Genomic DNA, 21,404 nt, shown 5'->3' on the forward strand with positions numbered 1-21,404 from the left:
ATAATAAATAATTTTGACGTGTTAGTTATTATATAGTATTTACTATTTGTAGTGGATGTTAATAACTTTAAAAAAGAACATCTTGAGTTTATTGGATTAAAACACGTAAAAAAACATACATTTGCACAAGAGTATTTAAAAAGAATGATGTAGAGAGTGCTTGGAAAGTACTTTTATTAAATTAGAAATTATGGAAGTTATTGGTAAAGTAAAATTAATTGGAGACGTTCAAACATTTGGAGCTAATGGGTTTCAAAAAAGAGAATTAGTAGTTACAACAGATGATCAATATCCGCAAATGATAATGATAGAGTTTGTGCAAGATAAATGTGATTTATTAAACAATTACAAGGTTGGGCAAGATGTAAAAGTAGCAATCAACTTAAGAGGTAGAGAGTGGATTAACCCACAAGGAGAAGCTAAATATTTTAACTCTATTCAAGGATGGAGAATAGAAAGTTTATCTCAAGGTGCAGCAGCTAGTGGTAGTTTACCTCCAGTAGATCAATTTGAGCCAGCATCTAAAGTTTCTGATGAAGAGCCAGACGATTTACCGTTTTAAAAAGAATTAAGATTTTTAGAATTAAGAATCAAGACAAATAAAAAGAGAGATTTCATTATTGAAATCTCTCTTTTGTATTTTATAAAGGTTTGTATGTATTCTTAGAGCAAAAATTGGTGTAAGAATTTATTGTTTTCTACCTTTTTGTTTTTATAGTCTTGTTTCTTACATCTAAAAGCGAAGCAATCTAAACGTCTAAAAAAGAAAAATTATTTTTCTTTTTTCTTAGGCATTGGTCCACGTAAATGAATAACCAGTCCGTTTAAGAAATTACGTAAAATTTGATCTTGGCATTCCATATATTTTGGATGTTCTTCACTTCTAAATAAAGCGCCTAATTCTGCCTTACTTACTTTAAAGTCTACCAAAGCACAAATCTCCACAATATCTGTATCGCGTAATTTATGTGCTACACGTAGTTTTTTTAAAATGTCATTATTTGATAATCCCATAATATTAATATAATTTTTTTAATCTAAATTTAATGTACGACCTGAAAAATTGCCCAAGCATATATTGCAAATCTAAGAAAACGAAATAACCCAAAAAGGGCTACATTTTTAAATGGATACTTAATCATTCCCGCGGCTAAACAAGCAATAGAAAAAGGTAAAGGTAATAAAGCCCCAACAAGAATTAAAATTCCACCCCATTTTCGAGTGTTTTTTAAGTTTTTAGCCATTTTTACCTCTAAATATTCTTTAACTGATGCTATTTTTAAAGCAGTTTTTCCGATAAAATAAGAAATTAAACCACCACAATAAGATAAAGTAGCTAAAATTGCCAGATTTAAAATCGGTTCAGGTGTTTTTTTAGACCAAGCAATAAACATTTCCGGCGGGACTAAACCTAGTATAGTTTCAGAAACAAAGAAAAAAGATAAAACGGTAAGTCTAGAAACGCTCTCTGTAAAATGATGTAGTCCATCATTAATATTATAGACATATTTATTAAACAGAAGTAAGCTTGCAACAACAATAACAATTGGCCAAAAAGCTTTCTTTAAACTTTCCCATATAAACAAATAAAACCCTGTTCTATGAAAATAGAAGTGCATCAACTTAGCTCTATGCGTACTCGTTTTTTTCTTTGTTTTTTTTGCCATTTCTTAGATTTCTCTTTTTCTTTAAATAGTTTACAAAAATAAGGACTTAATTTTTATAAAATGAACAATAATTTAGATTCCTACTTTTTTATGAATTCCGTAAATTAGCAGCAAATAAATTACTATGATTTGGCTTACAGACAAAATTGAATTCCCTCCTTATGAGTTTACTACAGATGACGGAATTATCGCTTTAGGTGGAGATTTGTCTGATGAACGGTTAATTTGTGCCTATAAAAACGGTATTTTTCCTTGGTTTTCAGAAGGAGAACCTATTGTTTGGTATTGTCCGTTTAAAAGGATGGTGTTACTTCCAGGTGAAATAAAAGTCTCTAAATCGATGCGAAAAGTCATCAATAAAAATGAGTTTACCATCACAGAAAATAAAGCATTTGAAGAAGTAATTTACAACTGTAAAAATATTGAAAGGAGTGATGGTTTTGGTACCTGGATTACAGATGATATGGAGCAGGCCTACATTAATTTACATAAAAAAGGCATCGCAAAATCAATAGAAGTATGGCAAGACAATCAATTAGTTGGTGGTTTGTATGGTTTAGAAGTGAATACTATTTTTTGTGGAGAAAGTATGTTTAGTAAAGTTTCTAATGCTTCTAAACGAGCATTTATTCATTTGGCTAAAAAGAAAGAATACACATTAATAGATTGTCAAATGTATAATGATCATTTAGCGAGTTTAGGTGCAAAAGAAATTGAAAGAGATGTCTTTTTAAAAATATTAAAGCCTTAAGTCATTAATATTTTTTGTAAAATGTGGTAGTGGAATAATTATTGCTTACGTTTTGATAACCAAAATGATGCTATGAAAAAATTACTATTTTCAATCGTGCTTTTTTGTTGGATTCAAACGTTGTTTTCCCAAGAAAAACAGGAAAAACTTGGAAGACCCTTTTTTACAGGTTCTGCAAACTTAACTTTTGCAGTTAATGAAAATTATACGTTAGACCCAGATGATGGCGAAACGTTTTTTATTCCTTCAGCAATTTTTTTTAGAATGGGGTTCGGTTACGAATTTAAAAAAAGAGTAGCCGTTAGTGTAAACGGCGGTTTCGATTATCATTGGAATTATGCCGTTAGTGCTTTTCCTGCTTATGTAAGTCTAAAATATAATATTACAGAAGATGAAGATGATACTTTTTTTACGGAAGTGAGTTACGGAAAAATGTGGCGACCTTCTACTAATTATCCTGATGGAAATTATTACAGAATAGGTTTAGGTACTCAAATTGCAGGAGAAGAAAGATGGAACACAATTATTCGATTAGATTTTCATAGAAAAGGAATAATTGGTTTCGAAAATGATAGGTTAGATAGTGTTTCTTTAGGGATAGGTTTCTCGTTTTTCTAAAAATTTGGGGCTACTGTAAAGCTCATTTTTTTATGAGTTGTCGGATGCGAGAATTCAATAAATTCAGCATGTAAATGCAACCTGTTTTCTTTGTTTCCGTATAAGTCGTCACCAATAATAGGTGTATTTAGTCCTTTTTTATGCGCTGCATGAACTCTTAATTGATGTGTTCGTCCTGTAATAGGGTAAAAATGAACTCTTGTCTTTCCGTTTTCTCTTTTGATGATTTTCCAATCGGTTTCAGCATTTTTTCCATGAACAAAATCTACCAATTGCTTAGGTCTGTCATCTAAATCTACACGTAAAGGGAGTTTTATTTTTCCTTTTTCTTCGGTTAAGTTTCCGTCTAATAAAGCAACGTAACGTTTCTTTACAGTTCTGTTTATAAACTGACTTTGTAGTACTTTATTGGCTTCTTTTGTTTTGGTCAATAATAAAATTCCGGAAGTAGACATGTCTAATCGGTGTACAATTAAAGGTCCTGTAGCGTCTGGATATTTCTCCTTAATTCGAGTATACACAGAGTCGGAAATATCTTTTCCGGGTACAGATAAAAACTCTGTTGGTTTATTTACAACTAATAAAACATCATCCTCATAAATGATTTCTAATTCTTGTTTTTCAGCTAAATTTTCTAACAATAAATTTTCATCCATAGCAATACCTTCTAACATGTGTGTTAAAATAGGTTTGCATCTGCCTTGGCAGGCAGGATAAAAGTTTTTGTGTTTTCTAATTGCCGAGTTTGGCGAAATTCCCCACCAAAATTCTGCCATAGAAATAGGTGTATACTCATTTAAAAAAGCATGTTGTAATAATTTAGGAGCAGAACATTCACCTGAACCAGCAGGAGGTTTTATAGCAGGATTATTAAAAATATCTAATAAATTACGTTCTTCTTTTTCCTTGTTCAAAAAAGCATATTTACTAAAAAGAGTTTGTTGTAAATAATTAGATTTTTCTTTTCTATCTTTTTTTAGAGATGCAATTTTATCCTCAAAAAGAGTCAATTCTGTTCTTTTTTTGTCAATTTTATCTTCGTAATATATTACTAATTCTTTGTAATAAAACTGGTCGTTAAAACTTTCTTGAACTAACTTTTTGTTAAGAGCATTAAAATCAACTTCATTTAAGTTTGATTGTCCGGTTGTTTTTCTAGCCTTTCTATCTTTTTTTTGAAGTTTCAATTTTTTTCTTTCTAGTACTAAATCCGTTTCAATTTCTTTGGATATTTTTAAAAAAGATTTCTTCAGTTTTAAATAATTTTCATCCTTTTTTAAAAGAGATAATTGAGCGTTTATTTGGTCTATCTCTTTTTCTCCTTTAATATAAAAGCTGCCTTCTGTTCTCATATTAAAAACAGGCGGAACAAATTTTTCCGGCAAACTTTTATCTGCTAGTTTTCCAGAAAAGGCGGCTAAATACCCAATTTCATTTTGTTTATTTTTAACGATTAAAACCCCAAACATTTTTCCAATGGGCAGCTCATTATTTTCTGTTTCAGAAAGTCCGAAATTATGTGTAAAATCCGTTTGATTTTCTAAATACTCTTGCAACTCATTTACTGCAATTTTTGCAAGTTGATGAGGTTGGTAATAAAACGGAAAAGTAAATTTTTTAGGAAGTTCAATGTCAGAAATATCTGCTTGAAATTTTTGGAAATAATTCAAATTTAAAAATTATGAAGTTAAAGGCTAAAAGTGGCACGTTGCAAACGGTCGTTAATCGATTTTCCTAAACCAAACTCAGGGAATCTTTCTGCAATAATTACATCTAATGCTAGATGATCTAACTCATGTAGAGAATCGTATAATTTAGAAGCAGCTTCATGCATAGACCCTTTTTCTGATAGAATAATTTCTGTCAGAGACGCATCATCCAAAGAGTTTTTAAAAGGTAGTACACCAATTTTTTTACCTACATGTTTTTTAACCTCGGTCGCAATATCATCAACCAAAAAAGTACGAGTAGCAGGCGCATAATGTCTTGCCAACATGCCTGGAGCATCCGGACTTTGTTCTTTGTTGTTTTTAATAGGAACTTTGCCTACCACAGCTTCAATATCTTCTATGGCCAATGCGCCTAATCGGTAAATAATGGGTTCATCATCTATAAAGCCAATAATGGTAGATTCAATTCCGTTTGTACAAGATCCGCCATCTAACACCATTTTTATATCGTTTTTAAAATAACGTTCTACATGTGCTGGTTTTGTAGGGCTTATACTTCCAAAAGGATTTGCACTTGGTGCGGCTAATGGAAATGGTAATTGTCTTAATAAATCTAAAGTTACTGGATGATTCGGTACACGAACGGCAACGGTATCTTTACCAGCTGTAATAATATCAGGAATATTTTTGTTCTTTTTTAAAACCAAGGTCATAGATCCTGGCCAAAAAGCAGCTGCTAATAATTTTGCCTTTTCAGGAATGTGAGTTACAATTCCGTCTAAAGAATCAATAGAAGGAATATGTACAATTAATGGATTAAAAAATGGACGTTTTTTAGTCGAAAAAATACTTTTTATCGCTTTTTCGCTAAAAATATTACCAGCTAAACCATAAACTGTTTCTGTGGGTATGGCAACCAATTCTTCATTGGTTAATAAATGTATGGCTTTTTGTATGTCTTTAGAAATGATGCTCATTGATAGTTCTTATAGACCGCAAATTTAATTATAAAATAGCACAAATAGGTTTACTTCATTTGATAAGAAATAAAGTTATGATTTTTTTTTATAAAAAGTGCTATTTTTATTTTGTTATGAACGCAGGTTCATTACCTTTGTGTAAAATTTGATACATGCCGAGACCTAAAAAGAAAAGAAAAGTAGATCATCCGCCAAAAATGCTTGGTTTTAAGCCTTTTGGAATTCGGTTTTGTGATACGGAACATGTAGATATGCAGTATGAAGAGTATGAAGCTGTTAAATTGGTGGTGTATGATAACCTTTCTCAAGGAGATGCAGCAGAAAAGATGGGAGTTTCTAGGCCTACACTTACTCGGATTTATAACAGTGCTTTAAAAAAAATTGCACAAGGATTTGTAGAAGGTAAATCGATTATTATTAAAGGAGGAAACTTCGAATTTGATAAAGATTGGTACAAATGCAAAACATGCTTTAAGTTAATTGATAGTGTTAAAAATCCCACAGCATGTGGAGATTGTGCTACCAATGATAAAGACGAATTAGTGAATCTAAATGAATAAATTATGCCAAATTTTGATAGAAAGGGCCCTGAGGGTTTAGGTCCGAAAACAGGAATGAAACTAGGAAAATGTAGAAAAACAAAATCAGATACGGATGCATTTCCAATAAACAGACCCTTTGGAAAAGGCAGACGTAAAAAAGATAATACGAGAACAATAATAAAAATGAATGATTAGTTATGAAAAAAATAGCAATACCCATTACAAAAGACAATAGAGTAGAAGATCATTTTGGACGATGTAAGTTCTATGAAATCTATACGTTTTCTGATGCCAATGAAATTATAGACTTGCAATTACTAGAATCTGATGGAAAATGTGGATGTAAATCTAATATTGTTAGTGTTTTGGTAAAAGAAGGTGTAACATTTATGTTAGCAGGTAATATAGGCGATAGCGCAATGAGTAAATTGGTTGTTGCAGGTATTGGTGTAATACGCGGTTGTTCTGGTAAATCTGCAGACGTTATTTTAGAATTTGTTGATGGCAAAATTACGGATAATGGCGTTGGTTGTGCAAGTCATAGTCACAAACACAAAAAAGGTCATGCACATGCATGTAATCATTAATAATGATTATGGAAATCGATTTTAAAAATATTTGCCACGAATTCATAAATTCGTGGCAAATTTATATTTGATAAAATTTAAAAGCGATTGCCAGAGTAATTCTTAAAATTAGATAAATTTTAAAGTAAAAAGTTATGTCTGCAACTATTATACAAGGAGAAAGAGTTCAGTTACCTACCAAATATGGGCATTTTGAGTTGATTCCATTTCAAGAAAAGGAAAGTGGTCTTGAGCATATGGCGCTTATAAAAGGAAAATTTACGCCAAATGAACCTGTGCTAACACGGTTCCATTCTGCTTGTGCTACCGGAGATTTATTTGGGTCTTTAAGATGCGATTGTGGAGATCAGCTTATAGAAGCAATGAAAATGATTGAAAAGAATGGAAGCGGAATTATTGTGTATTTACAACAAGAGGGCAGAGGAATTGGTCTAATGAATAAGATGAAAGCGTATAAGCTACAAGAATTAGGGATGGATACGGTAGAGGCAAACCTAGAATTAGGCTTTGCTGCAGACGAAAGAGATTATAAAGTTGGTACAGATATTCTTTGTGCTCTTGGTATACAAAAAGTAAACTTGTTAACTAATAATCCTGATAAAATTATTGGGTTAGAACAAAACGGTATTCAGGTTGTAGAGCGTGTTTCATTAATAATACCTTCAAACCCATTCAATAAATTTTATTTAGAAACTAAAGAGAGTCAAATGGGACATCAATTGAATAATGATAAATCAAAAAATAAATGCTATGATAACTGATGTATTTCAATTGAGGCCTCGTTACGGAGAAGTTGATAAAATGGGTTACGTATATCATGCAAATTACGTAACTTTTTGCCATCAAGCTCGTAATGAATTATTGCGGAAATTGGGTTTAGATGAGGTTAAATTAGAGGAGAACCAAATAATGCTTCCAGTAATTTCTTTTGATATAAAGTATAAAAAACCAGCTCACTTTGATGAGCTTATCACTATAAAAACAACTATTAGAGAAATGCCAAAAGTTCGCTTTAGTTTTTATTTTGAAGTAAAGAATGAACAAAATGTACTTTTATGCAAAGCGAAATCAGATGTTGTTTTTGTGGATATTCAGTCGCGTTTACCTCAAAAAATTCCTAGTTTTGTCGAAAAGAGACTCACAACCAATTTTGAAACGATAAATAGATTAAATTAACAGATTATTTAAAAAATTAACCCTTTTTTTTCAGAGTTTTGTAACTGAAAAAAAAAAATTTTTACTGGTCAGAAAATCAGTATAATACTCTCCTTAGAGAAATACGTTCTAAAGAACGATTAAAAGTAAGCGTTTATGACAAATAATATAGCTATAGAAAATCAATATAAAAGAACATCTTTATTTGAAAAAGAAAATGTGAATTACCTAGTCCATGTTTTAAAGCGATTTAATACGGTACCAAAAATTAATAACATTAATATTATTACTTCTACAAGTGTACCGGATGTTTTTAAAATTGAACCAAATAAATCGATAATTATTGGTGCTTTATATTTAAAAAATCCTGTTTTAGCATTAGTTTATTTAAGATACGGAATTGAATGGCAACTTTGGTACAAAGCTTTAGAGGGCGAAAAAAAAGAAACTGCTTTATGTAATATTGCAGCTTTAGAAGTAACTAGAATATTTTACAATTTATTGCCTAAAGAAGATAAAGAAAAGTTAGTAGATGTTGATTATTCTTTAATTAATTTGATTAAAAATGCGGATGCTTTAAATGCGGAATCTCTCTTAAATCATGAAGAATTAGAATCATTTCATGGATTAAATACAGGAGATAAAATCTTTGAGAAAGCTTGGAAGCCTATTGTTGATAATCTTGCTAAACCTACCGAGTATTTATTAATGGATGGTGGCGATTTTAGATTAAATATAGACGAAATAGATTTACTAAATAAATATGGTTGTAGGCCATTTCCAAGACCAGAAGCTTTTACGTTTGCTTCTTCTACTGCAACAAGTGTCTCTAATTTTGCTTTTGATAAAACAGATAAAGCCAGAAGTATTTTAATTAAGAATAGCTTAAAAAATGGTTTTAAAAATACTGCAATTGAATTTTCGGAGTTATTAAAAAGTAATTTGAGAAAAATTTTTACTTTAAATGACGCTTGCGAAATAATTTTTTCACCTTCAGGAACCGATTCTTCACTACAAATAGCAGCCATAACTCAAATTGTTACTGATAAAGAAATTACACATATTTTAGTTGCTTCTGATGAAACGGGTAGTGGAGTACCTGCAGCGCTTAAAGGATGTCATTTCGAAAATAATACCGCTTTAAATTACCCAGTTAAAAAGGGTGATAAAATGGAAGGTTTTAGAGATATAGATTTGATTAAAATTCCTTTTAGAGATGAAAAAGGAGCTTTAAAATCAACAGAAAAATTAGATGCAGAAGTTTTTGCTGCCATCACTGAAACGCATAAATTAGGAAGACAAATTGTGTTACATGTAATGGATCATTCTAAACTAGGATATCAATCTCCAAGTGTAAAAATGATGCAAAAAATAGATGGGCTTAAAAATTTGTCATTACAAGTAATTGTAGACGCTGCTCAGTTAAGATTAGATCCAACAGATATACAAAATTATTTAAAAAAGGACTATATTGTTAGTATTACCGGAAGTAAGTATTTTACAGGACCTCCGTATTCTGGGGCTTTAATTTTTCCAGAAACTGTTACTAAAGAGATTAATGTAGCTAAAAAGAAGTTGCCAAAAGGGTTAACCAAATACTATAATCATTCAGATTGGCCAACATCTTGGTTTTGTTCTAAAGATTTATCTGACGGATTTAATTATGGTTCTTATATGCGTTGGAATGCTGCTATTGTAGAAATGGATCGATACTATAAAACACCTATTTTATATAGAAATATGGGGATTGAGATGTTCTGTAATTTTGTAGATGATTCTATAAAGGAAGCTAGTTTTTTAGAACCCGTTTATGGTGATAAACCAAATGTAGATAATGAAGAATTCGGTATTAGAAATATTCGTACCATTTTTCCTTTTTTCATCCTTAAAAATAAAGAAGCATTATCTGTAGATAAAGTAAAAAAATTGTATGTGTTGCTAAATTCTGATTTATCCAATAAATTTGAAGGAGCTCCTTTAGAAATTATTAGACTTGCAGCTCAAAAATGTCATATTGGTCAGGCAGTAAATGTAAAATATGAAAATGATTTACAAAGTGCCGTTTTAAGAATTAGTTTAGGGGCAAGAGTTATTTCAGAAAGTTGGGTAAATAGAGATATTAGCCTTTATTTTAGAAATATAGAAGCACAAATGAATGAAATTACTGTAATAATAAAAAAGATAGAATTGATTCTTAACAATCCAGAATTGTTGAATTAAGAGCATTATTCTGATCTAGGTTCAATCTTTAATGATTTCCATGTCCTTAAGATTATCCGTCTATAAGACTATAATATATGTGTATAGGTTGACCTTTTTTTAGATTACCTCTTTTAATTACGTGATTTCAAATGTCAGTAAAAATAAAAAGCCCGATTCAATTGAATCGGGCTTTTCGGTGAAATAGGATGGGGGACCTAACTGCGATTAAAAAACTTTTATTACTATTCTAGTATAGACTTATATTATTAGTACTTTTTGCTATACCCTTGTATTCTTGTAAGCTAATGCCAATAGAATTGCTAAAACTATTTATAAGCACTTGTTGTTTCGTTTCTTACGTTTTAAAGTTTTTAGAACTACTAGATAACGATATATTGTACAATTTGAGTACAAAAAGAGTTGACTGACGGTATACCGTTAATTTCTTATAAGCTTAAAACACTCAAATAAATTATAAGTACCACCCAAGCCGAAGCAGGTCTAAATTAGTAATATTTTTGAGGTAATAATATAAACATAAATGATTGTCTTATAAATTTAGAAGTCAAGTTTACACTTATCTAAAACTAAAAAAAGTATCTTCTATTTTATTTTTAAAATAGAAGATACTTTACACTAAGGAACTACTACTTTATTTGATATTCATATTTAAAGAAAATATTGATATTAAAGTATTACCAGTACTTCCAGTTAGTCGTTGTCCCCAAATTTCTATATAGTCATTTGGATCTAGCTTTACAGTACCGGAAATAGCATTACTAGAAATATCTGATGTATTATTAACACGCATTAAAGTATTTGTTTCCGTTAAAGTTTCTGAACCATTTTTTCTAATAAAAAATGCATAATAATTACCAATACTATTATCACCTCTAACAGACAGAGTTGCATTTATTTGAAACGTTCTTGTTTTTTGTCCTAAATAGATTAATCTATTATCTTGAGGAGAAGACATTCTTAATAAATTAACTGCAGTTGTTGAGTTTGTACTACTATTTCCTGACAAATTTATTGGGATATAATTAGATAGGCTTTGCCCAAATCCAGAAGTAATACCTCCGTCATAATAAATATTACCAGATGCCACTTGGTCTGATTCTACAGGTAACCCAGGGCAATCTACGGTCCATGCATTATTAAAATTATACCCCGAATAAGACCCGAGGGTATATTTTTTTACATACTGTGTACTAGTACCACTAAAACTGGCACCTGTTAATACACCTTTTCCAACTGTGGGATTAGAACTCACATCTAACCCAATGGCAGCTCCATTTAATTCTGAAAATCCACCTTGTTTTTCAACAATGTCAAAAGATCCCGTTAATGTTTCATAGGTTCCTGAGTTATTAGCGAACCAACCAATATTACTTAATAACAAATCTGAAATATTACTATATGTTATTCCTGTGGTATTTCCAGAAAACTGAACGATACTCAAAAATACGAGTCCATAGCCACTAATAGTACCTATAGAAGCAGAATTGACAACGATACAATCTCTAAAAACAAAACTTTCAGTACTACTTCCTGTCATGTTAAAAATAGTTCCTAGAGGAGCCGTTAGCGTTAGGTTTTTTATAGTTCCTCCCTTAGAACTTACAAACATAGTTCCTCCAGATTTTACTAATATATCTTCATTAGTATCTAAACCAATTAAATAGGCTTTATTTAGATCGATGGGATGTGCTAAAGCAACTGTTCCGTTTATTTCATATAATGTATTGGTTGTTAATAAATACTTACTGCCACCGCCAGCTGCAAGTTCTTCGCTTAAGTCTGCTGCAGATTTGATTATTTTATGATTTACTCTAGAAGCCGACTGCGACTCCATTTTTACCCAAGTACTTGATTGATAAAAATAAAATGCATTTTCAGAAATATCATAGACTAACAAGCCATTTGCTGGACTTGCTATTGCTACTCTTTCTGTTGTTGTCATTCTTGGTGCTAACATACCCTTTTCTGTAGAACTAATATCTAACATAGAGGAAGCGTCTGGTGTTACTGTACCTATACCAACTTGAGAGAAGGCATTATAGTTAAAGCTAATAACCGTTATTATTGTTAATATGGCTATTTTTAAGTTTAAATTTTTCATAATTAATAATTTAATATTTTTTTAGTTAATTTGCCGTTACTCGTTTTTATATTTGCTATATAAATTCCTTTGCTTTGGTTAAACGGTATTTGCAGCTTATCTTTATTGTTTAGATTTTTATTTCTGCTTAAAACTTCTTGCCCTAGAACGTTGAATATTTTTATGCTTTCTATTTTAACTCTAGCGGTATTATTCAGTACAATGTGTTTATTGCCATCATAAAAAACACCTATACTTAAGAGTTTATCATCGGAAACCGATAAAGATTCTTGGGGTAAAAAAACTAAAGAGTACCTATCTAAATACTCTCCTATTGGTAAATTCACTTGAAAGTTGGAATCGCTTAAATTATGTGTAGTGTTTAAAACATTGTCTTTTAAATAAATGGTGTTTTCAAAATTATCTACTTCATCAATCATAATTTCATGAGAACCAGTTTCCGAAATAAATAATCCTAAAGGAAACTCTAATGCTTTATTAAAATTATGAACACCTTGAATAGCGAACGTATTATTTAAGTCGTTGTCAATTACAAAAAATAGATCGTCTGCTCTGTTGTCAATTATTATGGCATCATAGCCAAAATTATAGTGAATATCTGCACTAGTATCTGGTAAAAAAGCCAAAAGTAATTGTCTATGAAATCCTTCGGGATCTTGATAGCCTAATCTGATGTATTGATTATCAGCACCAATCGCTTTATTTTCTTTTGTATTTACTTCTGTGTCATCAGCTCTATAAAAATGGGCATCTTCTGAAGATTCTTTTTTAAATGCTCTTTGCGAATTTTTAAAAAGAATAGACCCGTTTGATAGGCCAGTAACAAAAAAACCTTGAGCTACAGACACATATTGTGTAGGTGGCGCTACACTAGAGGAATTACCTAAACCTCCTGGGGACGATAATGCAATCGATGGAGGTGTGCCTCCAGATAAATTACGCATAGCATAACCACCTAAATAAGTTGTTTTATTATGTGAGGTTGAACCTCCATCTACCCAAAAATAAAGCGTATCAAAAAGCAATATGTTATCATTAATAAATTGATCTGCATCTAAAGCAGAAGGATATGGGTTGCCTAACAAAGATTCTTCTGCAGAATTTATTGGTGCTGAATAGTCGCCATTGTTTGGTGCGCCATAATAGGTGTAATTTTGATCTGCCAAAAGCGTATTTGTTCCTTTCATAATATAGCCTTCACCAGGATTTAAACTACTATTATTATTTAAAGAAACCCAACCACCGCTTTGTAAATATTTATAAATCCATCTGGTATTTATGGTCAATGCATTGGTGACGTTATTGCTACCATCTACTACCGATGGTGAGCCATTGTATGGAGAGCCAGCGCTAAATAGCATTTCTTGTGGATTAAATGGATTAATACTAGCATCTGTACCATCAAACTTACCACTTACTAAAGAAAATACACCACTATTATTTATTGGTGACGACCAGTAATTAAACTTATAAGCCGAGGCGTATCCTTGTTGGTCTATTAAAACCTTACCAAAGCCTATTGTATTTGCGTCTAGACCTGAATGTGTTTGAATAAGTTGAGCTTCACCAGTTAACCGAACATCTCCACTCTTTAAATTTAAGGAGTTCTCTACATTTAATGCAAAACCATTTGCTACAGATAATCCTTTTGTATTTGTCGCTGTTATATCTATTTCTAGATTATTAAAATTAATAGCTTTTGAAGTACCCGAAATAGTTACTAATGGGTTTGCTATACTTTTAAAATACGTGGTTCCTGATACGGATGAGGTAGTTCCGTTATTTATAAAACTATTGTTTAAATAAAGGTTTCCGTTGCTGTTGTGGGTTCCAGTATTTTTATTCGTGTATTCGTTTTCAAAATACACATCTGTGGATGCTGTAATCTGCAATATGCCTTTATTTACTATTTGTGCATAACTGCATAAAAAGTTAAATAGAAGCAGGCAGTAAAAAAGAAAGTGTTTACTTCTCATGGATTAGGGGGTTGGGGGTTAGTACTAACTATGGCATATTGCCATAGTTAATTTATAGTAAAAAAAGTTTTACCATAAATTAGTTTAGCTAGTTATATACTGTGTTGTAGTTAGTATAATAGCGCACTGCAGCTTAAAAGTTTTTTAAAAACTGCATCTGGGGGAATTGATGTTTGCATAAAATTTTGAAGGAATAAAAATGGGGGATTAAATAATAAGAATTAACAAAGAAAGTGTATCAAAGCACTTCCTTCTTCATTTTTTGATTTATTAGCTAGAAAATTAAAGGAAGTATTAAAACCAATAGTTTTCCATTGTTATTATTATGTTTTAAAAACAGATTTCAATTTAAATGCCAAAAATCATTTAAAAACAAAAAAAAAACACAAAATAATGATTTTCAGTTGTTTGTGGGTGTTATTTGTTTTTTAACGGATAAAGGTAAAATTGCTATACCGTGTAAATTTTAGACGAAATACATGTACTCACGGTATTCCGTTAATTTATTTTATTTTTTTTATGTTTAGTTTGGTCATTCTATCACGCAAGGTACTTGCTTTTAAATTTAATACAACTGCAGCTCCATGAGGTCCACTAATTTTCCATTTACATTGTTCTAGCACTTGTATGATGTGATTACGTTGTACAGCATCTAAACTTAAATCTTTATTATTGATTGGTTTAGCTTTTTGTGTAGAAGACTCAAAACCTGGGATAACTAGTGTATCTGTGTTTGATAAAATAGAAGCTCGCTCAATTAGATTTTCTAACTCTCTAATATTTCCGGGCCATTTATATGCTTTTAACTGACTCATTGCATCATCTGTAATATATTTAATACTTTTTCCGTAAGCTTTATTAAATTTATCTACAAAATGCTCTACCAGTAAAGGAATGTCATCTTTTCTACCTCTTAAAGGAGGTACTTCTATTGGAAACACATTTAGACGGAAATATAAATCTTCTCTAAACTCCTTTTTTTCAATAGCGTCTTTTAGATTTCGATTGGTAGCAGCAATAACTCTAACATCTAATTTTTTTAATCCTGTGGTGCCACCAACAACTTCAATTTCTCCCTCTTGTAAAAATCTTAATATTTTAGGTTGCATATCTAATGGTAGCTCTCCTATTTCATCTAAAAACAAAGTTCCTTTATCTGCCAATTCAAATTTTCCTATTTTATCACTAATTGCACCTGTAAAAGACCCTTTTTTATGTCCGAACAATTCACTTTCAATCAGCTCTCTTGGAATTGCAGAACAATTTACTTTAATTAATGGCTTATTGTTACGTAAACTCGTGTTATGAACAGCTCTGGCTAGCAATTCCTTTCCTGTTCCAGATTCTCCTAAAAGCAAAACTGTAGCATTTGTGGGTGCTACCTTTTCTACTTCTGTTAAAACAGTACTAAACTCAGTACTACCATAAACCATTTCTTCATAGTTAAATACTAGATCTAACTCATTTCTTAGGTATACATTTTCTTGTTCTAATTGGTTGCGTAAACGATGTAGCTCCTTATTGGCTATTGTAAGTTGATTGTTCGCTAAAATAGATGCTTTTTCTGCCAATTTTCTTTCTGCACTTTGAATCATTAAAGAGACCAAATTAGCAATAGAAGTTGCAAATTCTTCTTCATCTGTAGTCCATAGATGTGTATTACCTACTTCTTCGAAACATAAAATTCCGTACACTTCATCGATACCTTGAATAGGAATACTTAATTTAGATTTTATATTTAATGGAATGAGGTAATCTGTAATAAATCCTACTGAAAGCTCATGTGTTAAGGCATGGGAAGCGGCAACTATTGTATTTTTTATTAAGGTATCAAAAAATCTTTCGTTCCCTATTCCGCTAAGTACTTGTCCGCTTTCAAAATCATCACTTTTTCGAGTGTATAATTTTTCGCAGATTATTTCTGTTTTTTCTTTATTAAATTTAAAAATACTTCCTCTTTCTACATTTAATGTTTTTGCAGATAGTGCCGTAATTTTATTTAATGCTTCTTTATAGTCGGTACCTACTAGGCTAGCTAGTTCAATAATAACATTTTTTCTTTCTAATGATTTTTGGGCATTATCTTCTAAAACTCTCTTTGCTTTTTCTTCTTCAGAGATATCTTTAATGGTTGCAAAAATAGCCATTACATCTCCATTATCATTTTTAATAGTACCTGATAAAAAAGAGGCCAAAAATGGTGTGCCATTTTTTCTCACTAATTCTAATTGAAAGGAAGGGGCTTCATCTTTTGCTACTTTTTCTTTTAATTTTTGAATTTTATCGTAGTCTTCTAAATTAGAAAAGGGATGTGGAAATTCTAATCCAATAAGTTCTTTTTTTGAGTAGCCAAGAAGCTTACACAAAGAATCGTTTACTTTAATAATGTTACCAGACATGTCAAGAATTAGCAAGCCTTCTTGCATAGACATAACTAGCTTGTCATTAAACTCTTTAGCTAGTTTTAAGTCTGTTTCTGCTTTTCTACGTTCGGTAATATCTTGCATGGTACCAATTAACTTTATGGCATTTCCATCCTTATCAAAAATCCACTCTCCTATACCATGTACCCATATTTCTTCTTTTGTATTCGGCTTCAACAGCCTATATTCTTTATTAAATCTTACATTACTTCCAATGCCTTTTTTAAAATAATTTAACATCTCGTCTTTCTCATCCGGATGAATAAGATGGCCCCAACTTTCTATTGTTTTTACATAGGTCTCTGGGATACCAAAAATATTATTTAATACTGCAGAACCTTCCCAGATACCAGTGTTTAAATCCAATACATACGAGCCAATATTGGCAACTGTTTGAGATTGCCTTAAATAGTATTCACTTTCTTTAAGTTTTCTTTCTGCTTCCTTACGTTTTGTTACATCACGTGCAATGGCAAGTATTTTACCATCTTTTTGAAGTTTTGCAGATACTTCTACCTCTAATAGAGATCTGTCTTTTCGTTTAAATTTCCTAGCAAAAATTACAGCTTCACCTAAGAGTAACTTATTGTTATTCTTTTCTTTATGTATGAAATCTCCAGCAATTAAATCTTGAATTTTTAATTTTAAAAACTCACTTTTGGTATATCCTAAATTTATATAAGTTGCTTTATTGAAGAGGTGTATTTCTCCATCTAAAGAATAGGATATAATAGCATCACTAGCTTGATCTATTAATGCGATATAAGACTCATCTTTCTTTTTTATTTCTGCTACAATTAAAGATTTTTCAATGGCTATGTATACTAAATTTACCGCAAAATTAAGTTCGTGAATATCTTCTAAAGACGGAGTCTTTATATACTTACTATAAATAGCAAAAGTACCTAACACTTTTTTGTCTTTTGAAAATATTGGAATAGACCAACAAGACTTTAAATGGTGTTTTGATGCAAGGTCTTTATAATCTACCCATAACTTATCTGTACTTATGTCTGCAACAATAACTGATTTTTTAGTAAATGCAGCAGTACCACAAGAACCAGTACGTTTACCAATTAAAAGCCTTTTTATAGCTAAACTATAAGAGATCGGTAGGGAAGGTGCAGACTCTAGATTAAGATGTATACCATCTTCATCTAACAAACTAATAGAGCCAATATAATCTGGGTATATTGATTGAAAATTTAAAAGTAATTGATCAAATATTTCGTTTAAAGGTGTGTTTACCGAAATTAAATCTAAAATTTCATTTTTATGTATTAATAATTTCTGTGCCTTTTCTCTTTCTAGAACTTCATTACCGAGATCTAAACTTTTTTGCTCTAACTTATTAATGAGTCGCTCACTATAGAGTTTTAAAACCTCATTTTCAGAAATTTGCCCCTTTTTTACTCGCGCTTCTTGCTCTTCTTTATTATTAAAAATATGGTTTATGGTTAAAAGTAATTCGTCGTGGTCAATTGGTTTTCTTAAAAATTGCGCAGCCCCTAATTTTAAGCCCAATTCTTCATCCGAACGTTCTGTGTAGGTTGAGGTATAAAAAACAAACGGAATATTTGCAAACAACTTTTCTTTTTGGCATGCCTTACAAAACAAGTACCCATCCATAATAGGCATTAAAATATCTGAAATAATAAGATCTACATTACTATTTTGGTGCAGTTTTTCTAATCCTTCACTACCGTTAGTTGCTTCAAGTACGTTATAACCTTCTTCTTTAAGGATCACTTTTAGCAGGTAAAGGTTTTCAAAAGTATCATCTACTATTAAAATAGTTTTTTTATTCATTTTTCTTTTGCCTTAATAATGCTTTCCATTTGACTTACAAAGGTTTCCGGATCTATGGGTTTTTCTAAATAGCCATCTGCTCCTGCCTCCATTGCTTTTTCTCTATCGCCACCCATTGCATAAGATGTAACCGCTATGATGGTTGTATTTACAGGTAGGCCGTTATATCTTAGTTTAGTACATATTTCATAACCATCCATATCTGGAAGTTGAATATCTATTAAAATAACTTCAGGATTATTTTCGTGTGCAAACTTTAGGCCATCTAATCCATTATATGCTTTAATTATAGTATAATTATTTTGAGTAAGCAAAAAAGATAACATATACATGTTCTGCTCGTTATCTTCAATAATTAAAATAGTTTGTTTCATAGAATAATTTACATAGCCACCTTATTATCAAATGGTTCATTTATAAATATACTAAAATTAAATAAATTATAAAATATTTAGATTTTTAATAGGTTATTTATTTTCATCATTCTTTAAAGGTAATGTAAATGTAAAGTTACTTCCTTTATCTTTTTCACTTTGTACTTTTATTGTTCCGCCTAATTTCTCGACTAAACTTTTGCAAATTGCCAAACCTAGCCCTGTGCCTTCATGACTTCTACTTAAACCTCCCTCTAGTTGTATAAATGGCATAAATAATTTATTAAGATCTTTTTTATTCATACCAATACCTTGATCAATTACTTGAGTAATAATTAAATTATCTACCACATCTACCTTAACTTGTATTATACCATTATATGAAAACTTTATAGCGTTAGATAATAAATTAAGTAATACCTGTTCTACTCTTCGTTCATCACTGTTTATAATGATATCTATTTCAGATATTTCCGAATTTATGGTAAGTCCTTTTTTAGATGCCTGTGGTAACAAGAAGTTTATTGTTTTTTCTAAGGTTTTTAAATAATTAAAAGGATAATAGGATACTTTTAATTTTCCAGCTTCTATTTTAGAGATATCTAAGACATCATTAATTAAGCCTAATAGGTGTTGACTACTGTTTTTAACCATAGACAACTGCTTTTTCTGCTCTTGGTTTAGTGGTCCTGCATATTCTTTTAATAATATTCCTGTAAAACCAATTATCGAATTCATTGGTGTTCTTAATTCATGCGACATGGTCGCTAAAAAGGCAGACTTCATTAAATCTGCCGACTGCGCTTTTACTTTTTCTTTTTCGAGTTGAACAGATTGAAAATTCATATCCTCTAGAAGGTTTAGCAAGGCTTCTTTACTATCATGAAGCTCTTTTGTTCTTAGGTCCACTTGTTTTTCTAGATCATTTTTATAAACCAATAATTCTTTTTCGTAATTAATTATTTCTGTAATGTCTGATGCAATACCTATATAACCATACATGTTATTATTTGTATCTACAAGTTTAACAGCTTTTGCTTGAAGCCAAGTAATTTTACCATTTTTATCTTGAAATCTAAGCGCTGATTTAAACTCGATATCTTTTATAATGGTTTCTTGCCATTCTTTAGTTACTCTATCTCTATCTTCGTGATAAATTGCCTTTAGCCAACCAAAACCAGAAGCTTCGTCAAGATTTATTCCAGAATACTTTGTCCATTCTTCATTTACATACGTAAAAGCACCAAGCTTATCTGTATTAAAAATACCTACTGGCGCGTTAGAAGTAAGACTACGATACAACAACTCACTTTCTTCTATTTGTGCTCTAGAGGTTTCATGAACTAATTTTAATTGTGCTTCTTGCTCTAATAACTTCTCTTTAATTAGTTCGTTTAGACGTACAGATTGACCTGTATAGAACCAAACGCTCCAACCGCCTAAAAGGGTAATAATCAAACCAAATATAGCAAAGCCTATTGCTGTATTAAATGTTTTTGTTGTTGGTATTACATATAGTTTCCATTCACCAGATGACATTTCTATGGGTACAGCATATTCTTTAAACAACGTAACATCTTGCTCTAAAAAATAATCTTCTATACCCGTAACATTATTTACTTTTGATAATTGATAGGTATAACTATTATCATTAGCGGTATCTATATTTAAATCATTAAAAAAAGTAGACAAGGTGGTAACTACTGCAGAAAACCCTGAGAATTTGTTTTCTATAAAAATAGGCTGCCTGCTTACCATAGCGACACCACCTTGTTTTAAACGAACTGGACCTGCAATAAAAAAATCTTTATTTTTTATAGTAGCTAGTGCACCACTACTACCTTCCATACTAGTTAAAATATTATAACCAATTACTTCATTATCCTTTAACGGATAAACATGTGTAATAACACCATTACTATCTACAAGTTCTACAACGTTAAAATATTTGTTTCTATCTAATAACTCTATAGCTATGTTATCAAAATCGGTTGGCACTCCATTTCTTTCAACAATATATTCTAGTGTTTTTGTTGCAGAGTAGCTATACATTACTAAGGCATGTAGTTTTTCTTTAATTAAATCTACTCTATTATTTACTTCTTTTTTTTGCTCATTTTCATTTAATAAATACTTTTGATATGCTATATATTGCGAAACGACAAGTAGTACTATAAAGGTTGCAAAACCCAATACAATAGGTTTTTTAAAAAAAGAATAAAAAGCACTACGTTTCGTATTTAACAAAGTTAAAAGGTTCTTTTTATTAAGTTTAGTTATCATTTTTTAACTTCAATTCTTTAATCACTTTTTTTAGTTCTTTCATTCTTAACTCTCTTCCAATAAATATTTTATTCATTCGTCGTAGTTTAGCATTTTTAGAATTAACCTCCTCGGTTCTAAGTTTAACTAATTCTATTTCGGTTTTTTTACGTTCTGTGATATCTCTAATAATTTCAATTAATAATTTACGATAAGTATCTTTAATTGATCTTATTAACTGAATTAATTTTATGTTATATGTAAAT

Annotated in this window: 18 protein-coding genes; 9 read left to right on the plus strand and 9 right to left on the minus strand. The window is 30.7% G+C overall.

Annotation, left to right across the window (positions count from 1 at the left end):
* Window positions 1–190 precede the first annotated feature (190 nt).
* Window positions 191–562, plus strand: coding sequence for a DUF3127 domain-containing protein (locus MPF19_RS02995; protein ID WP_203392554.1), 372 nt, complete (start codon window positions 191–193; stop codon window positions 560–562).
* A 209-nt stretch (window positions 563–771) separates the two neighbouring features.
* Here the strand turns inward: MPF19_RS02995 and MPF19_RS03000 are convergent, their stop codons facing one another.
* Together MPF19_RS03000 and MPF19_RS03005 are read right to left on the minus strand one after the other, a co-directional pair.
* Window positions 772–1,014: a DUF1456 family protein gene (locus tag MPF19_RS03000; protein WP_203392553.1), complete on the minus strand. Its 243-nt coding sequence runs from the start codon at window positions 1,012–1,014 to the stop codon at window positions 772–774.
* A gap of 29 nt (window positions 1,015–1,043) precedes the next feature.
* Window positions 1,044–1,667, minus strand: coding sequence for a YqaA family protein (locus MPF19_RS03005; protein ID WP_249986717.1), 624 nt, complete (start codon window positions 1,665–1,667; stop codon window positions 1,044–1,046).
* 124 nt (window positions 1,668–1,791) lie between these two features.
* On the opposite strand from MPF19_RS03005, the gene aat reads away from it, so the two are divergent.
* The gene (gene aat, locus MPF19_RS03010; protein WP_249986718.1) at window positions 1,792–2,418 is read left to right on the plus strand and encodes a leucyl/phenylalanyl-tRNA--protein transferase; all 627 of its coding nucleotides are present in this window, start codon (window positions 1,792–1,794) and stop codon (window positions 2,416–2,418) included.
* Between the two features lie 72 nt (window positions 2,419–2,490).
* Entirely contained in the window at window positions 2,491–3,036 is a 546-nt protein-coding gene (locus MPF19_RS03015; protein ID WP_249986719.1) for a hypothetical protein, read from the plus strand.
* Here the strand turns inward: MPF19_RS03015 and MPF19_RS03020 are convergent.
* Window positions 3,033–4,706 carry an RluA family pseudouridine synthase gene (locus tag MPF19_RS03020; protein ID WP_249986720.1) on the minus strand — a complete coding sequence of 558 codons (1,674 nt, stop codon included), beginning with the start codon at window positions 4,704–4,706 and terminating at the stop codon, window positions 3,033–3,035. The two genes, MPF19_RS03015 and MPF19_RS03020, sit on opposite strands and share 4 nt — an antisense overlap.
* Before the next feature lie 17 nt (window positions 4,707–4,723).
* Window positions 4,724–5,683 (minus strand): L-threonylcarbamoyladenylate synthase, encoded by a 960-nt coding sequence (locus tag MPF19_RS03025; protein WP_249986721.1) that lies wholly within the window; start codon window positions 5,681–5,683, stop codon window positions 4,724–4,726.
* Between the two features lie 155 nt (window positions 5,684–5,838).
* Here MPF19_RS03025 and MPF19_RS03030 point away from each other — a divergent pair, with 155 nt between their 5' ends.
* The 6 genes from MPF19_RS03030 (at window position 5,839) to MPF19_RS03055 (ending at window position 10,190) form a co-directional block, all read left to right on the plus strand.
* Window positions 5,839–6,246 carry a DUF134 domain-containing protein gene (locus MPF19_RS03030; protein WP_203392547.1) on the plus strand — a complete coding sequence of 136 codons (408 nt, stop codon included), beginning with the start codon at window positions 5,839–5,841 and terminating at the stop codon, window positions 6,244–6,246.
* Between the two features lie 3 nt (window positions 6,247–6,249).
* Window positions 6,250–6,423, plus strand: a complete 174-nt coding sequence (locus tag MPF19_RS03035) for a DUF5320 domain-containing protein (protein WP_284041352.1) — start codon at window positions 6,250–6,252, stop codon at window positions 6,421–6,423.
* Window positions 6,424–6,425: 2 nt separating this feature from the next.
* Window positions 6,426–6,815 carry a NifB/NifX family molybdenum-iron cluster-binding protein gene (locus MPF19_RS03040; protein WP_249986723.1) on the plus strand — a complete coding sequence of 130 codons (390 nt, stop codon included), beginning with the start codon at window positions 6,426–6,428 and terminating at the stop codon, window positions 6,813–6,815.
* Between the two features lie 134 nt (window positions 6,816–6,949).
* Window positions 6,950–7,576, plus strand: a complete 627-nt coding sequence (ribA, locus tag MPF19_RS03045; protein WP_249986724.1) for a GTP cyclohydrolase II — start codon at window positions 6,950–6,952, stop codon at window positions 7,574–7,576.
* On the plus strand, window positions 7,566–7,991 hold the full coding sequence (locus tag MPF19_RS03050) for an acyl-CoA thioesterase (protein WP_249986725.1): 426 nt from the start codon (window positions 7,566–7,568) through the stop codon (window positions 7,989–7,991). The genes ribA and MPF19_RS03050 overlap by 11 nt, the downstream gene beginning before the upstream one ends.
* A 135-nt stretch (window positions 7,992–8,126) precedes the next feature.
* Window positions 8,127–10,190 (plus strand): hypothetical protein, encoded by a 2,064-nt coding sequence (locus MPF19_RS03055; RefSeq protein ID WP_249986726.1) that lies wholly within the window; start codon window positions 8,127–8,129, stop codon window positions 10,188–10,190.
* A 634-nt stretch (window positions 10,191–10,824) separates the two neighbouring features.
* On the opposite strand, the gene MPF19_RS03060 is transcribed toward MPF19_RS03055, so the two are convergent.
* The 5 genes from MPF19_RS03060 to MPF19_RS03080 form a co-directional block, all read right to left on the minus strand.
* Window positions 10,825–12,294, minus strand: coding sequence for a phage tail-like protein (locus MPF19_RS03060; RefSeq protein WP_249986727.1), 1,470 nt, complete (start codon window positions 12,292–12,294; stop codon window positions 10,825–10,827).
* Between the two features lie 2 nt (window positions 12,295–12,296).
* Window positions 12,297–14,270 (minus strand): T9SS type A sorting domain-containing protein, encoded by a 1,974-nt coding sequence (locus MPF19_RS03065; protein ID WP_249986728.1) that lies wholly within the window; start codon window positions 14,268–14,270, stop codon window positions 12,297–12,299.
* Window positions 14,271–14,773: 503 nt separating this feature from the next.
* Window positions 14,774–18,502, minus strand: coding sequence for a sigma 54-interacting transcriptional regulator (locus tag MPF19_RS03070; RefSeq protein ID WP_249986729.1), 3,729 nt, complete (start codon window positions 18,500–18,502; stop codon window positions 14,774–14,776).
* Window positions 18,499–18,876 (minus strand): response regulator, encoded by a 378-nt coding sequence (locus MPF19_RS03075; protein ID WP_203392540.1) that lies wholly within the window; start codon window positions 18,874–18,876, stop codon window positions 18,499–18,501. Before MPF19_RS03075 ends, MPF19_RS03070 begins: the two co-directional genes overlap by 4 nt.
* Window positions 18,877–18,969: 93 nt before the next feature.
* Window positions 18,970–21,159, minus strand: a complete 2,190-nt coding sequence (locus MPF19_RS03080; RefSeq protein WP_249986730.1) for a sensor histidine kinase — start codon at window positions 21,157–21,159, stop codon at window positions 18,970–18,972.
* Window positions 21,160–21,404: the final 245 nt, after the last annotated feature.

Source organism: Polaribacter sp. Z014, assembly GCF_023555435.1.
Lineage (GTDB): Bacteria > Bacteroidota > Bacteroidia > Flavobacteriales > Flavobacteriaceae > Polaribacter.

What these genes read in the sequence shown, in the direction of transcription:
- MPF19_RS02995 (WP_203392554.1), top strand. Translation starts at nt 191, where the DNA reads ATGGAAGTTATTGGTAAAGTAAAATTAATTGGAGACGTTCAAACATTT.
- MPF19_RS03000 (WP_203392553.1), bottom strand. Translation starts at nt 1,014, where the DNA reads ATGGGATTATCAAATAATGACATTTTAAAAAAACTACGTGTAGCACAT.
- MPF19_RS03005 (WP_249986717.1), bottom strand. Translation starts at nt 1,667, where the DNA reads ATGGCAAAAAAAACAAAGAAAAAAACGAGTACGCATAGAGCTAAGTTG.
- aat (WP_249986718.1), top strand. Translation starts at nt 1,792, where the DNA reads ATGATTTGGCTTACAGACAAAATTGAATTCCCTCCTTATGAGTTTACT.
- MPF19_RS03015 (WP_249986719.1), top strand. Translation starts at nt 2,491, where the DNA reads ATGAAAAAATTACTATTTTCAATCGTGCTTTTTTGTTGGATTCAAACG.
- MPF19_RS03025 (WP_249986721.1), bottom strand. Translation starts at nt 5,683, where the DNA reads ATGAGCATCATTTCTAAAGACATACAAAAAGCCATACATTTATTAACC.
- MPF19_RS03030 (WP_203392547.1), top strand. Translation starts at nt 5,839, where the DNA reads ATGCCGAGACCTAAAAAGAAAAGAAAAGTAGATCATCCGCCAAAAATG.
- MPF19_RS03035 (WP_284041352.1), top strand. Translation starts at nt 6,250, where the DNA reads ATGCCAAATTTTGATAGAAAGGGCCCTGAGGGTTTAGGTCCGAAAACA.
- MPF19_RS03040 (WP_249986723.1), top strand. Translation starts at nt 6,426, where the DNA reads ATGAAAAAAATAGCAATACCCATTACAAAAGACAATAGAGTAGAAGAT.
- ribA (WP_249986724.1), top strand. Translation starts at nt 6,950, where the DNA reads ATGTCTGCAACTATTATACAAGGAGAAAGAGTTCAGTTACCTACCAAA.
- MPF19_RS03050 (WP_249986725.1), top strand. Translation starts at nt 7,566, where the DNA reads ATGATAACTGATGTATTTCAATTGAGGCCTCGTTACGGAGAAGTTGAT.
- MPF19_RS03055 (WP_249986726.1), top strand. Translation starts at nt 8,127, where the DNA reads ATGACAAATAATATAGCTATAGAAAATCAATATAAAAGAACATCTTTA.
- MPF19_RS03060 (WP_249986727.1), bottom strand. Translation starts at nt 12,294, where the DNA reads ATGAAAAATTTAAACTTAAAAATAGCCATATTAACAATAATAACGGTT.
- MPF19_RS03065 (WP_249986728.1), bottom strand. Translation starts at nt 14,270, where the DNA reads ATGAGAAGTAAACACTTTCTTTTTTACTGCCTGCTTCTATTTAACTTT.
- MPF19_RS03070 (WP_249986729.1), bottom strand. Translation starts at nt 18,502, where the DNA reads ATGAATAAAAAAACTATTTTAATAGTAGATGATACTTTTGAAAACCTT.
- MPF19_RS03075 (WP_203392540.1), bottom strand. Translation starts at nt 18,876, where the DNA reads ATGAAACAAACTATTTTAATTATTGAAGATAACGAGCAGAACATGTAT.
- MPF19_RS03080 (WP_249986730.1), bottom strand. Translation starts at nt 21,159, where the DNA reads ATGATAACTAAACTTAATAAAAAGAACCTTTTAACTTTGTTAAATACG.